Origin of the sequence: Streptomyces sp. NPDC001137, assembly GCF_040298885.1 — a bacterium.
Lineage (GTDB): Bacteria > Actinomycetota > Actinomycetes > Streptomycetales > Streptomycetaceae > Streptomyces.
On the sequence record NZ_JBEPBA010000009.1, the window covers coordinates 279135 to 292844 of the forward strand.

The 13710-nt window shown below is 68.7% G+C and carries 14 protein-coding genes and 1 pseudogene; 9 read left to right on the top strand and 6 right to left on the bottom strand.

Features of this window, described 5'->3' with window-relative positions; translation table 11 throughout:
• Positions 1–149 precede the first annotated feature (149 nt).
• Positions 150–593: a hypothetical protein gene (locus tag ABT254_RS20480; protein ID WP_351471763.1), complete on the top strand. Its 444-nt coding sequence runs from the start codon at positions 150–152 to the stop codon at positions 591–593.
• Here the strand turns inward: ABT254_RS20480 and ABT254_RS20485 are convergent.
• Positions 581–1558, bottom strand: a complete 978-nt coding sequence (locus tag ABT254_RS20485) for a TolB family protein (protein ID WP_351471766.1) — start codon at positions 1556–1558, stop codon at positions 581–583. The genes ABT254_RS20480 and ABT254_RS20485 overlap by 13 nt on opposite strands.
• Before the next feature lie 496 nt (positions 1559–2054).
• Here ABT254_RS20485 and ABT254_RS20490 point away from each other — a divergent pair, with 496 nt between their 5' ends.
• A complete protein-coding gene (locus tag ABT254_RS20490; protein ID WP_351471768.1) occupies positions 2055–3224 on the top strand; it encodes an NAD(P)/FAD-dependent oxidoreductase in 1170 nt (389 codons plus the stop codon).
• Positions 3225–4360: 1136 nt separating this feature from the next.
• On the opposite strand, the gene ABT254_RS20495 is transcribed toward ABT254_RS20490, so the two are convergent.
• Positions 4361–4765, bottom strand: coding sequence for a winged helix-turn-helix transcriptional regulator (locus tag ABT254_RS20495; RefSeq protein ID WP_067253666.1), 405 nt, complete (start codon positions 4763–4765; stop codon positions 4361–4363).
• Positions 4766–4910: 145 nt separating this feature from the next.
• Here ABT254_RS20495 and ABT254_RS20500 point away from each other — a divergent pair, with 145 nt between their 5' ends.
• Positions 4911–5783, top strand: coding sequence for an SDR family oxidoreductase (locus ABT254_RS20500; RefSeq protein ID WP_351471772.1), 873 nt, complete (start codon positions 4911–4913; stop codon positions 5781–5783).
• A 28-nt stretch (positions 5784–5811) separates the two neighbouring features.
• Here ABT254_RS20500 and ABT254_RS20505 read toward each other — a convergent pair.
• From ABT254_RS20505 to ABT254_RS20515, 3 genes and pseudogenes are all read right to left on the bottom strand, one after another.
• Positions 5812–5901 (bottom strand): annotated as a pseudogene (locus tag ABT254_RS20505) (transposase); the annotation flags it as partial.
• A gap of 529 nt (positions 5902–6430) precedes the next feature.
• Positions 6431–7242, bottom strand: a protein-coding gene (locus ABT254_RS20510; RefSeq protein ID WP_351471775.1) for an IS5 family transposase whose coding sequence is annotated in 2 segments (ribosomal slippage) — positions 6431–6892 and positions 6895–7242 — 810 coding nt in all. Because the reading frame shifts where the segments join, the coding sequence is not laid out codon by codon here.
• A 566-nt stretch (positions 7243–7808) separates the two neighbouring features.
• Positions 7809–7979 carry a hypothetical protein gene (locus ABT254_RS20515; protein ID WP_351471778.1) on the bottom strand — a complete coding sequence of 57 codons (171 nt, stop codon included), beginning with the start codon at positions 7977–7979 and terminating at the stop codon, positions 7809–7811.
• Positions 7980–8092: 113 nt separating this feature from the next.
• Between ABT254_RS20515 and ABT254_RS20520 the strand changes: the two genes are divergently transcribed.
• From ABT254_RS20520 to ABT254_RS20545, 6 genes are all read left to right on the top strand, one after another.
• Positions 8093–8428 carry a hypothetical protein gene (locus ABT254_RS20520; protein ID WP_351471781.1) on the top strand — a complete coding sequence of 112 codons (336 nt, stop codon included), beginning with the start codon at positions 8093–8095 and terminating at the stop codon, positions 8426–8428.
• Between the two features lie 74 nt (positions 8429–8502).
• Positions 8503–8655, top strand: a complete 153-nt coding sequence (locus tag ABT254_RS20525) for a hypothetical protein (protein WP_351471784.1) — start codon at positions 8503–8505, stop codon at positions 8653–8655.
• Between the two features lie 87 nt (positions 8656–8742).
• Entirely contained in the window at positions 8743–9102 is a 360-nt protein-coding gene (locus ABT254_RS20530) for an effector-associated constant component EACC1 (RefSeq protein WP_351471787.1), read from the top strand.
• Positions 9099–11558: a caspase, EACC1-associated type gene (locus ABT254_RS20535; protein ID WP_351471790.1), complete on the top strand. Its 2460-nt coding sequence runs from the start codon at positions 9099–9101 to the stop codon at positions 11556–11558. Before ABT254_RS20530 ends, ABT254_RS20535 begins: the two co-directional genes overlap by 4 nt.
• 321 nt (positions 11559–11879) lie before the next feature.
• Positions 11880–12797 carry a hypothetical protein gene (locus ABT254_RS20540; protein WP_351471793.1) on the top strand — a complete coding sequence of 306 codons (918 nt, stop codon included), beginning with the start codon at positions 11880–11882 and terminating at the stop codon, positions 12795–12797.
• A gap of 194 nt (positions 12798–12991) precedes the next feature.
• Positions 12992–13351 (top strand): hypothetical protein, encoded by a 360-nt coding sequence (locus ABT254_RS20545; protein WP_351471796.1) that lies wholly within the window; start codon positions 12992–12994, stop codon positions 13349–13351.
• Between the two features lie 14 nt (positions 13352–13365).
• Here the strand turns inward: ABT254_RS20545 and ABT254_RS20550 are convergent, their stop codons facing one another.
• Positions 13366–13566 carry a hypothetical protein gene (locus ABT254_RS20550; RefSeq protein ID WP_351471799.1) on the bottom strand — a complete coding sequence of 67 codons (201 nt, stop codon included), beginning with the start codon at positions 13564–13566 and terminating at the stop codon, positions 13366–13368.
• Positions 13567–13710: the final 144 nt, after the last annotated feature.

Genomic DNA, 13710 nt, shown 5'->3' on the forward strand with positions numbered 1-13710 from the left:
TTCCCATGCCGGCGAGCGTCGAGGCCCGGCCTCGGGACAGCCGTGGCTATCCGGTACCCGCCATCACCCCGTGGGAGGGCGACGAACCCCAGTTCGCGCTTACCGACTACGGGCGCAGCGCCGAGTGCGCGCGACGGCGGCTGTGTTCCGTGTGCAACACCCTGATGCCCAAGGGGCCGGTGTGGCGGGTGGTCGGCGCCGCGGAGAGCTCGGCGATCCGCGAGGCGCTCGCTGCCGGGCGGCCGTACCGCAACATGGCGGCGACGCTGGAAGCTCCGGGGCACCGCGCCTGCATGCTCTACGCCTCGATGGTCTGCCCGTATCTGGCGCGCCCCAACGCGCGGCGGGGGCTGACAGCGGAAAACCCGGACGACATGACCGCGCATGTCGTCCGGGGTGCCGTTCGTGGTGAGCTGGGCGCCGTGGTCGGCTTCGGCGACTACGAGTTCGCCGTCACCTCGGCCCAGGTCCTGTTCCGCTTTCTCGATGTGGTCGAGTACCTGCCGCATGACACGGCCGACCAGCATCTGGAAGAGCTGCGGGCCGAACTCGCCCGCTCCGGCGGCCGGCCCGCCGGCGGTCAGCCGCGGTAGGCCGGCAGGCCGGTGTGCCGGGTGACCTTCACGGGCTTGCCGAAGCCGTGGGCGGTCCTGGTCACGGTGTACGTGCCGGTGGGGGCGCGGAAGGCGATGGTCTTGCCGTCGGGTGACCAGGTGGGCTCGGTGTAGTCGGTGGTGGCGTGCGGTGTGATGTCCTTGACGGCATTGCTGCCAGTGCTCAGGTCGTCGACGAAGAGGTGGTCGTGCCCGCCGATGGAGCGCACGAAGACGACCTCCTCCGCGTCGGGTGCGAGCGCGGGCTCGGAACCCCTGGTCAGCGCACCGCCCTGCTGACGCAGGTAGTCGTCACGGATGTAGACCTCGCCGGTGCGGGTGTTCTCGTAGACGGAAGTGCCGTAGGTCCCGCCGACGTTGGGCCAGGTGTTGTCGGTCTTCGGGAGGCCGCCGCCGTCCGCGTCGCTGTTCAGGCTGATCCTGGCAGGCGTGCCGTGGTCGGCGGTGGCCTTGACGCGCTCCAGGACGGTGCTGCCGTGGACCTTGGCCGAGAAGATGAGGTTGTTCTTCGCGGGGATGCCGTTCGCCCGGTCGGCCGCGGTGACCTGCCACGTGGGGTGGGACCAAGTCTGCCCGCCCGGGTTGGCGGCGACGGTCCTGCGGTGGCTGCCGTCGGGGTCGGAGACCTCCAGGTTGCCGTGCCCGTCGATGAAGGCGGCCTTGGTGCCGCGAGGATTCCAGGCCAGGTCACGGACGACGGTGCCGAAGTCGACCGACTTGCCGTTGACCCAGACATGGCGGGTGCCGTCGCTGATGGTCAGACCCCTGGGCACGCTGAGCGTGTGGGCGGACGCGGACGCGGCGACCATCGCGGCGCTGCTCCTGGCGTCGCGGCCGGGGGACGGTACGGCCATCGCGGTGGCGGCCGCGCCACTCAGGGCGAGCAGCGCGGCGACACCTGCTGTGAGGACGGCTGCGGTGCTCCGACGGTTACGAATGGACATCGAGGTTCCCCCAGGGATGTGAATGACGCTGCGACGAGACTCTCGCGGGAGCCACCCGCCGTCCCCGGGACCCGAACTGGTCCGCTCGGCCTGCTGCTCTTCGCGATCAGAAGGAGTTTTCCCACGGCGCATGACGGAGCTGTGCTCTCACCGTCACAACTGTGCAATAACGGGTCGAATGAGAAGCGGCCCGATCGCGGTGCGCCGCCTTCTGGGCAGCCACAAGGCGTTCCGGGTACTCCCAGACAGCCCGCGGCGGTCAAGTGCCCGTCATCGCCCAGGAGTTCCGATGGGGAAGCCAAGAGCACGTCGTCGGCCCCCCCACCCCGCGTTCGCGGACGCGGTGGCGTTGCGCGTGGGTGTGCGGGCGCCGGCGGCTGGCCTTGAACTCCGGTGATGATCACGGCGCTGTGAAGGCCGGCCTGCTCCTCAGTGGGGTGGCGGGCGTCACTTTCGTGTCCTGTCACGTCGCTGCGGTCCTCGGTGTCTTGGGGGCATGACTGAACACAGCACCTCACACAAGATCGTGGTCATCGGCGGCGGGTACGCGGGAACGGTCGCGGCCAACCATCTCAGGCTGCGCGACGACGTCGACATCACTCTGGTCAATTCCCGCTCGAGGTTCGTGGAACGGATCCGGCTGCATCAGTTCGTGGCCGGCAACTATGACCCCTCGGTCGACTACGGCACGATCCTCGGTGACGGCATCGAGTTGGTTGTCGACCACGCCACCCGCATCGACACCGCCTTGCGCAAGGTGGAGCTGGCCTCGGGCCACGCGCTTGATTACGACTACGTCATCTACGCGGTCGGCAGCACCGGCGCGGTCCCCTCCTGTGTGCCGGGCGCGGCCGATTTCGCCTACTGCGTCGCCGAGCTCGAATCCGCCCAGCGGCTGCGCGCCGGTTTGGCGGAGCTGCCGGCCGATGCCGTGGTCACCGTGGTCGGTGGCGGGTTGACCGGCATCGAGACCGCTGCGGAGCTCGCCGAACAAGGGCGCAAGGTCACTCTGGTCGCCGGGAGGACCCTGGCACCCACGCTCGGCGCTCCTGCCTGCCGGTCCGTCGCGATGTGGCTGTCGGAGAACGGTGTCACTGTGCTGGAGGGGACCGGGGTGGCTGAGGTTTGTCCGAACGCGGTCGTCCTCACCGATTCAGCGGTACGGCAGAGCGCGCTCACCATCTGGACGGCCGGTTTCGGCGTGCCGGGTCTGGCGGCGGCCAGTGGGTTGCGCGTGGACGAGCTGGGTCGGCTGCTCACCGACGAAACGCTCACCAGCGTCGATGACGACCGTATTGTGGCGGCGGGTGACGCCGGTTCACCGTCGGGCCGGCCGCTGCGGATGAGCTGCCAGGCCGCGATACCGCTTGGCGTGCAGGCCGCCGACACCGTGCTGAGCCGCATCGCGGGAACCGCCCCTGCGGTGCTGGATCAGGGCTTCAAGGGGGTGCTCGTCAGCCTGGGCCGGCATGCCGGCCTAAGGCAGCTCGTCAGCGCGGATGACACTCCCTTGGATACCTGGTTCGACGGGCAGGAGGGAGCGCAGATGAAGGAGGAGCAGTGCCGCAGGACGGTGATGGGCATCGGGATGGAGGCACGCAACCCGGGCACCGTCGTGTGGTACAAGCCGGGACCGCGAGTCGAGCAGACGGCGGCGGCCCGATGACTACCGACGAGCATGCCGCCGACGAGCAGAGCCGGGGTCACGATCACTGTGGCGCCTCGCGGGAGACTTCCAGCGCATCGCAGGCATATGCCACTGCAGTCGTGAACACACCGACTCCCACGATCCGCAACCATCCGTAGTCGGACAAGCGCACCTCACCGCAGCCTGTGACCGCCGATCCGGTCGCCGACCGGGGGCGACTGATCAACCGCGTCTGGCAGACGGCTCGCCGACGGCCGTACGCATCGAAAGGTCTGCTTCGCCCGCTCGGCCGCCCGGCGGGTGTCTTCGCGCAGTTGACCGGGAGCGACCGGGGTGTCGGGCTCGACCTGTGTGCAGCAGGCGCTCAGCAGGAGGCGCCGTATGGGTGATGCTTTTGCTGGCAAGTGAATGAAACGGCCCTCACCGGGGCCTTGTTGACGAGAACATCGGTCCATGGCTGGGATCGGGGGATATCGGCGCGACGCACAGTGCTCTTCGGTGCATGCATCGCCGCCTTGGTGGTTTCAGTGGCCTATGTCGTGTGGCAGATCGCCCGGGGTGGGCTCCAACCAGCGGACACGGCAGGCCTACTGGGCCTGCCCGTCGCTGTTCTTGGCTTGGTGGCGTCCGTCTTGACACTCCGCGGACCGGCCGAGGACGACGAGACCCAAGCCGTCCGCGGGTGGGCGGACGTCCTGGCCCGTGTGATGGCTGAGAGCGAGTCCTGGACGATTCGGCGACAATGCGATGCCGGCCCCGCCCTTATCGACCTTGCCTATTCGCTACTCCCGACGAGCAGCCGGGACGCCTCCGCCCTCCCCGCGGGGCATCTGATTTCCGACCCGTCCGCCGCGCTTCCCGGCACCCTGGACTTCTACCAGTCTCTTCGGCCGCGACGTCTGGTAATCACCGGTGCCTGGGGCCAGCAAGAGCCTGCTTGCCGTCTATCTCATGCTCGCCCTTATCAGGAACCGCGACGCAGACGCCCCGGTTCCGGTACGTATCCCGGTCGCCTCCTGGGACCCCGCCAAGCCACTGGATGCTCTGTTACTGAGGTTGAACTCGTGATGTCGCCGGGTGGCTTAGGTGGGTCTGATTGTCGGGCCGGTCTCGGCGAGGCGGCCGTCTATGACCAGACCGCTGGCCGCCGCTGATTACCTGGTGCGCTCAGTGCGGTCGTCGTACTCTTCGCGGGCGGTGATGACTTCTTCGATGTGCAGCACGGACCACTCCGTGAGCGCCTTCAGCGGTTCCCGTAGCGTCTGGCCGAGCGCGGTCAGCTCATACTCCACGTGCGGCGGCACCTCTGGGTAGACGGTCCGGCTGACCAGCCCGTCGCGTTCGAGGGTGCGCAGCGTCTGGGTCAGCATCTTCTCGCTCACGCCCGCCAGCGCCTGCCGGAGATGACCGAACCGGGAGGTCCCGTTCCGGCCGAGTTCGCCCAGCACGAGGACCGCCCACTTGCTGCCGATCTGGTCGAGCAGGTCCCGCGACGGGCAGCCGCGCTCGTACGGATCGAATGACGGCATGGGCCCGGTCACATTCTCGACAGCAGCCATATGGCTCACCTCAATGCTTTCGCTGCGGTAAGTACCCTACCAAGAAGTGGCTACTACCCAACAGAGAGTGTCCAGGTCATTCTGTGTTCCATCCCGCGGCGGACGGACCGCGGCAGGCGTGCAAGAGCACGCGCGGAAGGAAGGAATGACCATCATGCCGATCGTCGTCACCGGAGCCACCGGCCAGCTGGGCAGGCTCACCGTCGAGGCACTGCTGCGGCGCGGGATCCCGGCCGCGGACATCATCGCGACCGGCCGGGACATCGCCGGGATCAAGGATTTGGCCGACCGAGGCATCACGGTACGCCGCGCCGACTTCGCGGACACCGACGGCCTGGCCGAGGCATTCGCGGGGGCGGAAAGGCTGCTGCTGATCTCGGCCTCGGTCCCCGTGGGCGAGCGGGTTGCCAACCACCGCCGCGTGATCGACGCCGCGGCATCCGCAGGCGTGTCGCTAGTGGCGTACACGAGCACGACGCACGCGGACACGGCCACCACCGTCATCGGTGCCACGCACAGCGAGACCGAGGCGTATCTGCAGGACCGCGGAATCCCCAGCGTGCTGCTGCGCAACGGCTGGTACCTCGAGAACTACACAAGCCAACTGCGGCAGATCCTGCAGAACGGCGCGGTCGTCGGCGCCGCAGGCGAGGGGCGGATCAGCGCCGCGTCCCGCGCCGACTACGCCGAGGCCGCAGCGGTCGTCCTCACCGCTGAAGGCCACACCGGCGCCGTGTACGAGCTCGGCGGCGACGAATCCTTCACCCTGACTGAGCTCGCCGCCGCGATCTCCGCTGCGGCCGGAAAGCAGGTTACCTACGCTGACCTCCCGGTGGCCGACTTCGCCCAGGTACTGGCCTCCGCGGGCCTACCCGCCGAGCTGGCAGAGGTCCTCGCTGACGCTGACCGCGGTATGAACCGCGGCGAGATGTACACCGACTCTGGCGACTTGCGCCGCCTGATCGGCCGCCCGCCCGTGACCCTGGCCGAGGCACTCGCGGCCGCCCTGCATGACTGAGGTTGAACTCGTGATGTGGCCGGGTTGCTCAGGTGCGTCTGATTGCCAGGCCGGTCTCGGCGAGGCAGCCGTCTATGAGTTCGCTGCGGTACTGGATGTGCCGTAGGCCGCGCCGGAGTAGTACGTACGAAAACCATGTCGGTGATCCTGCCACCAGCCACTGACAGCCCCCGGCCGCCTCAACCAGCTTCGGTGACATCGGTGATCAGCCGGTCAGGTCCCACGCATGCAGCCTCGGCGACATCGACAGCAAGCCTGCCTATGGGGCAACCAGCGTGCTTCGGCCCAGCCATCACTCGATCAGTGGTCACTCTGAAAAAGCTCACTGAGCGCCCGGGGTGAAGGCCGTGGTCGGCCCGGCCATGAGCCCGGCCACGGCAGCTGGTGGTCTCGTCTGGCAGCGTGGGCCCGGTGATCGATGTGCCGGCCGGTGAGCGGTCCGAAGTCCTCGACGCAGATCACCCGGCCATCGGCCGGCGGGGCGTGGGACGCGAATGGCCCCGCGTCCTCATCGCGGACGACTTCGCCCGCCCGAAAGGTGACACCCCCGCCGACCAGACCAACACCCCAACACCGCCGGACCCCATCGAGGACACCACCGAACCCAGAGGCCCTCACCGCATTCAAGGACCGCTTAAGACGTCATTTCACTTGGCGAGTCTGCGGTGACATATGAGGGTCGCGGCGATGGCGGTGAAGGCGAGGAAGTGTTCCGGCTTGCGCTCGTAGTAGCGGCCGTGAAGGCGTCGGCACCCGGACAGCCAGGACACTGTCCGCTCCACGACCCAGCGATGTCGGCCCAGGCGCCGGGACGACTCGATGCCCTTTCGGGCGAGGCGGTGCCGGATGCCACAGGAAGCGAGCCATCGCCGCAGGTGGCGGTAGTCGTAGCCCTTTTCACCATGCAGTCTCCCGGGCCGCTGACGTCGGGGACCGCGGCGGGAACGGATGGGCGGAATGCCGCGGACCAGCGGGATGAGGGCCTGGCTGTCATGGAGGTTGGCGGCGGAAATGCCGACAGACAGGGGCAGGCCCTGGCGGTCGACGATGAGATGGATTTTCGATCCCTTCTTGCCGCGGTCGGTCGGATTCGGTCCCGTCAGCTGCCCCCTTTGAGGGCCCGGACGCTGATGGAGTCGATCGCACACCGCGACCAGTCCAGACCGCCCCGGGCACCGAGCTCGTCCAGGACCAGGCGGTGCAGTTTGGCCCACACTCTGGCCTCGGTCCACTCGGTGAACCGTCGGAAGGCGGTGACCCCCGACAGTCCGAAGCCCGGCGGCAGTTGGTTCCAGGTGCAGCCCGAAGTGGCCACGAAGATGATCGCCGCCAGCACCTCGCGGTCCCCTCGTCGGCGATGACCTCCACCCTGCGGGCGAACCGGTGCCGGCGGCACCACCCGCTGGAACAACGTCCACAGCTCTTCCGGCACCATCCGCTCGACAAGCGCAGCAGCCATCACCCCAGACTGCCGCAAGATCACGCCAACTGAAATGGCGTCTTACAGGACCGGTCCGCGCGCGACCAGCCCTGTATCAACTCCGGTTGTAAATCGCACTTTGACGGTTGGTTGACTCTTGTACGACACCGGTCGACGTCGCAGCGGCTGGCGAACAGCTGAACGAACAACCGCTGCTGGGGCGGCGTTTCGCGGGTGGTGACGCTGTGTTCGGTTCGGGGGCGAGGAGGGGGTCTACGTCCACTGATGCAGTCGCGATCGCTGTGTGACCCATCCAATATCGACCGTGTGGCATGCATCACTCTCGACGCACCCCTCCTGGGAGTAGGTGACGAACCCCTTGAGCGCCACCTACAATTGCGGGGCGCCTGTCTTCCGTTCACGCTGATCGGAGTACGCCCCCGCGCACGTCAGCGCCCTAGGGGCGCACGACAGTGCCGCGCGCCCCTGTCATAGGACGTCATGATGCTCAGCGTGGTGAACCGCTTTGCTGCGCGGGAGACTGCCGTGCTCGGATCGCACGGCCGCCCACGGTCCGCGCGGCCGCGGGGGAGCTGCGTCTGCTCTTAGAACAGGGCTTCCTGGTCGGGTTCATGGCGCGAGAGTGGGGCCACGTCCTCGCCCCGCCACTTCGCCTCCAGGTGCTTGCGCCAACCCGCCGGTGGAGGCCAGGGGACGCCCCGCTCCGCGAGCTGCTGCTTCGTCCAGCCGTCGGCCGGAGTCTGCGCGGCGGCCACTTCGCCAGGCGAGGGTACGTAATGATGGGGATTCTTGGAAACGGCTCTGTCCGCAGTTCCGTGAACGGACATATGGCGGAGAGCGAACGTGCCGTATGTGGCACTCTGGCCGGATGGTAGAGGGCGACCGGGAACGCGGGGTAGAGGGCTGGATCTGGAACGAGAACGTCCAGCCCTTCTTGGCTCTCTTGGCGCGTTACGTCAACTATGACTTCGATGGTACCGACTGGCAGGTGGTCGAACTCGGTCTTGAGGCCACCGATGATGAGCACCGAGATCGTTGGTACAGCTATCCACTCGTCGGATCGGACCATCACCTCGAAGTGCACCTTGCCAAGGCCGTGGGTGGTGATGAGGTTTCTGTCCGCGTGGCGGGAACTTCCAACCCTGAGATGCTGCTGAGGGCGGACACTCTGATAGCGGCCTTTGCCACCAGGCTCGTCGCATGAGGCGAGCGTGGGTCGTATGTGGCGGGTTGCGTGGCCCCGGCCAGCTGATGCCTGGGCCGCACGGCAGCGCGTGGGTGTTTGCCAGCCAGGGACCTCGGGCCGCCGGGGGCTACGGCGGGCACACCCTGACCCGGCTGGGAGACGCCCTGGCCGACAGCACCTCCTACGACGTCGACTTCGCAGGTCGCGTGTACCAGGCCCACTTCCGGAAGACCGCACGCTACTAGACACCCGTTCGCAAAGGGCTGGGCCGGGCGGTCCCCCGTGCTGCACACTGGCCTCCACGTGATCGGGCGCGACCGCCGGGGGACGGCATGCTGGACGTGACGCTGAGTCTGATAGGCGAGGGTGCGGGTGCCGAGGATCTGGACGTGCTGCGTCGCGGCCTGATCAGCGAGCCCGAACTGCGCGGCCGGGTGGGCCTGGTGAGGCAGGCTCGGGAGCATGGGCAGATGAGCGCGGGTGTCATCGGGCTGCTCACCGTCTCCCTCGCAGGCGGTGGCGCCGTCACTGCGTTCGTCCGGGTGCTTCCGGCGCTGCTCAAGGCCCGCAGGGCGGCGGCGACCGTGGAACTCACGCTCCCTGACGGCCGCAGCGTCAAGATCACGGCTGACTCCGCGGACGACGCCCACACCCTGCTCAACAGCGTGCTACGGGACCAGCAGCAGCCGTGACCGTCCGGCTGCCGGAGGCGCGGGGCTCCCGCGCGGTCCTCATCGGCACCTCCCGCTACGACAGTGGGACCCTGTTGGACCTTCTCGCCGTACGCAACAACCTGGAGGTCCTGCAGGCGGTGCTGACCTCCGACTCCTACGGCGGGTTCCCGGTCCAGCGGTGCACGGTGGTGCAGGACTCGGAGGATCCGCGTGCGGTGTGCGGCACCATCCGTGAAGCCGCGATGACGGCCACGGACACGTTACTCGTGTACTTCTCCGGGCACGGGGTGCTGGGCGCCGACCTGTCCCTCCACCTCGCGCTGACCGGCACGGACGAGAATGATCTGCGGTGGACGTCCATACCGTTCGAGGCGGTGCGGGAGATCTTCGAAGCGTCTCCCTGCCCCAACAAGGTGCTGATCCTGGACTGCTGCAACAGCGGGCAGGTGCTGGACTCGCTGATGGGAGCGCAGGCCGAGGCGGGCGACGCGCTGAACATCCGGGGTACGTACATCCTCACCTCCTCCTCCCGTGACCTTCCCTCCTACGCCCCGGTCGGCGAGCGCTACACCGCCTTCAGCGGTGAGCTCATACGGCTGCTGCGGGGCGGCCTGCCGGGGAAGGCGAAGCTGCTGACGCTCAGTGACCTCTACGGCCCCCTGTCCCAGGCGCTGAAGGCGCAGGGCTACCCGGAGCCGCGGCAGCAGGGTTCAGACGGGCATGCACGGCTGGCGCTCGTGAGGAACCGGGCCGTGGGCGCGGGCCCGGTTGTTCCGGCCGCGGAGGGCGCGGTCCGGGACGCACCCGTGGACGGCGAGATCCGGTTCGGCCCCAGCCGTACCTTCCACTGGACCCGCAGCTGGGCCATCGGTGGGCCGATCGCCATAGGGCTGTTGGCGACCGCATGGATGAACGCGCCCAGCGACAAAAACCACACCATCCAGATAGCCAACCCTCACCATTGGGTTGCGATTCTCGCCTTCCTCGGCGCCCTGGCGGTGATCCACCTCATGGGCAAGCGCTACCCGAAGGACTATTCCCTGGTCCTGAGTCCGGATGGGGTGGAGGTGCAGTACAGCGGCACCGAACACTTCGCCTATCCCTGGCATCGGGTCAACAGATGCTGGCTACGGCGACGACCGGGAACCCGGTTGCGCCGCCCCCACCACGAGTTGATGGTCCGCCCCATGGACGGCGTCTTCCCGCACACCGCGAGCCGCCGGACCCCGGGCCCCCACCAGGACGGCACCGAGGGCAATCTCCGCTTCGCGGACCTGCGACGGCTCGCGACGGCGCCGGAGGCCGTGGAGGCCGCCCTCGCCCGGTACGCCGGAGAGGCATGGACGCCAAGTGACGACATCGACCTATCGAGGGCGTCGGTTCCGCAGGCGGAAGAGGTTTTTACCGCCGACCGCCGGATTCTCGTGGCGGTGGCGGTGATCGGCACAGTCCTGGGCTTCAATGCCTTCCCGTTCGGCGTGCTCGTCGAGCCCGCGCGGATCCTGCTGGCGCTGGTGCCCCTGACCACCTGCGCGGTGTGCCTCGGCGCGGCCTGGTTCGCCGTCTCGCGCTGCCTCAAGCCCGTGCGGCTGGTGATCGGTGCGGCCGGACTGACCCTGGCCCGGGGCGAGTTGGAGATCACCTACGCTTGGACGGAGATCGAGCGGATCGCTGTGGTGAACTGGCCGCGCGGCGCCCGCAACCTGGGACTGCTGGCGGTGCGGCCCGCGGGGAGCGTGGAGGGGCGAATCGACCGTACGAACCGACTGCTGCCGAAGCTGGCGCCGGGTGCCCTGACATTGTGCGTGCTCCCTGAGGTGACCTACCGCCAACGGTCCCTCGAGGCCGCGCTGGCGCGGTTCGCGGACGAGGAACAGATCGACCTGCCAGGTGAGGCATGGCTGCGGACGAAGGCGGGCGCACCGGCACCGGCCCGGACGGGCGTGACGTTCCGAGGCCGGCAGCCCGTGGGTGTGTCCTTCCTGGTGGGGTTGGCACTCGCGGCCCCCTCCATAACCGGTGTATGGCTGGCGAGCCTGCCGAAGGCTCCCCCTTGGCTTCCCGTTCTCAACGGAGTGTTGTTGGACCCGCTGTTCGTCATCGGTTTCGCCGCGTACTTCCTCACTGGCAGACACCACGTCCGCCTCCAGCTGAGCCCGTCCGGCCTGACCCTCCGCGCCTTCGGCGGACGCCACCTCCGCATCCCCTGGGCAGACGTCGACGGCATTGGGCTCGTGGCCCGCACCGATCCCAAGGAACACGCCCTCCTGCTGTGGCCGCGCCCGGGCACACGCATATCCCGCCCTGCGTGGCTGCTGTGCCAGCAGCTCCACGGCGGGCTGCGCCTCCTAACCCTGGAGAATTACCGGATCGAGGCCGGCGCGGAACAGGTCGACCAGGCCTTGGCACGGTATGCGGGACGACGGCACACCCGGATGACGGTCCTCCGGCAGACCGCGCCGAAGAAGAAGTGACGCCCGGGCCAGGGCCCGTCCACGGCGGACCGATTGTCAGTGGCGGCGTCTAGCCTCCACCCCCATGAGTCTTGCGCGCCGACCGGCCCACGAGCTTCCCAGTGACCCGGCCCAGTTGCGGCGCACAGCCACCCCGCCCTGCCCTACAAGGACGAGGACACCCTCGAAAACTGGCATGTCTCCATCCGCGCCTACCACGACGAGGAGGAGGAATGCGCCGGCGGCTGCACCGACGCCTGCCAGCAGCTCATCGACAACGGCAGCGAGGTCGGCTGGCTGCGTCTGTGGCGGCTGCGCGACTACACCGGTGCGGACCGCTGGATGGTTGCGGACGCCGAGTTGGGGGACCTGGAGAGCATCGCCGCCGCCGTCCTCGACGACGGCGAGTACTCCGCCGCCTTCCAGGAGGCCATCGACTCCCCGGTGGGGGACCTGCTCATCCTGGACCGGGTGTTCCTCGCCCGGCCCTGGCGCGGCTTCGGGTTGGGCCCGGTGTTCGCCGCCGAGGCCATACGCCGTCTGTTCGACGGCTGCTGCGCGGTCGCGGCCGAGCCCGGCATGGCCGAATGGCCCGACAACCGGGACGAGGTGAGCGACGCCGACCGCACCACCGCCAAGGCCAAGGTTGCCGCCTTGTGGGAGTCGATCGGCTTCCACGCCTTCCACGGCGGGGTGCAACTGCTCGACACCAGCCTGCAAGAGCCCCTCGACCTGCACCGTGCGCGCCGCAAGGACCTGGAGGTCCTCTCCGCCGCCTACCAGGCCCACCTCCATGGCCGGCCCCACCACCCTGAGCCGGCCACGACCCCGCTGGCCGGTACCCGCCAGCCGACCGTGCCCGCCCCGGCGGCACAGACGGAGCCCCGCGACTGGCTGGCGGCTGCCACGAGCCTGGTCGACCTTGAGGGGGAGTGCGAGTTCTCCGGTTGGAGCCACAGCGACCGCGCCACCGCCCTGGCCGTCGCCGCGCAGGCCACCCACGACACCGATCTGCGGCAACTGGCCGCCGCATCAAGGACGTGCACTTCGGCCTGCGCGCCACTTGGACCGACGCGCTCACCTTTCCCGGGCACCGCTTCGATGTGCACCCCGTCCGGGAAGACCCCGCGGCCTTGGGGCCGCTGGCCGACGTCTGGGTCTATGGCAGCAACCTCAACGGCCGCTATCAGGGCCGCTCCCACGCCGTGGGCCAGGGCTGTCAGCACGCCCGCCCCCTCACCGCGGACACCGAGCGGATGACCCTGGCCCGCCTCTTTGAACTCAGCAGCTTCTGGGAATGGAACGGGCCCAGCTGCTCCTTCTGCCACGGATGGTCCGGACAGCGCTTGACGCCAGACCAGCACTCCCACTACCTCACGGTGCGCGCCGGTCGCCGGCGCTGACGACGACCGTCACAGGACCGGCCCGCGGCGGGCAGCAGAGAACAGGATCACATGCAAGACCACCAGACGGGGCGCGGCCGCGCACGGCAACTGCCCGACCGGCTGCGCGCCGTCGGGCAGGGCTGGCACCCGCTGCTGCTGCGGTTGCACACCCAACTCCTCGCGCGGGACACGGACTACCGGGTCGAGGACCTCAAGGATAAGTTCGGCGCGGTCCGCGTCTACATCGAAATGAGGCTCGCGGGCGGCGCCGCAGCCCGGCACGGCGGCCGCCTCTACCGGATGGAGCCCGCCCTCAACCTTGCCGACGCCCGCCCCGAGCTCCTGCGTCGGCCTGCGCCGCCGCCCCGGCGTGCGCGCGCGAGGCGGGACGACTTCGTGGGGGTGCGACGCGCAGCCCGCCTGTCGTAAATGCGACGCCGACGTCACCGGATGAGCAAACGCAGCACCGGCACGCTGAGGCTGCCGGCGCCCAGCCCCGCCAAGACCGCCCCTGGAACGGAGAGGTTGGAGAGGAAGGTCAATCCGCCGACGATCAGTCCGATGACGGCCGCGGTCAGGAGGACGACCGCGGTGTGCATGCTGAGGAAGGGCGGCTCGGGCGTCGGGGTAACAGGCGAACTCACATTCGCTCCCACGGTTGTTGGCGATGATGGCGTCCGCTCATATGTCGCAGTCGGCCCGGCACCCCACGGTTGATTTCCGCATGGCAGCCCACCCGAAAAATCTTGAAAAAGTCCGTGGGGTGCCTCACGGCGAGCGACTTACAA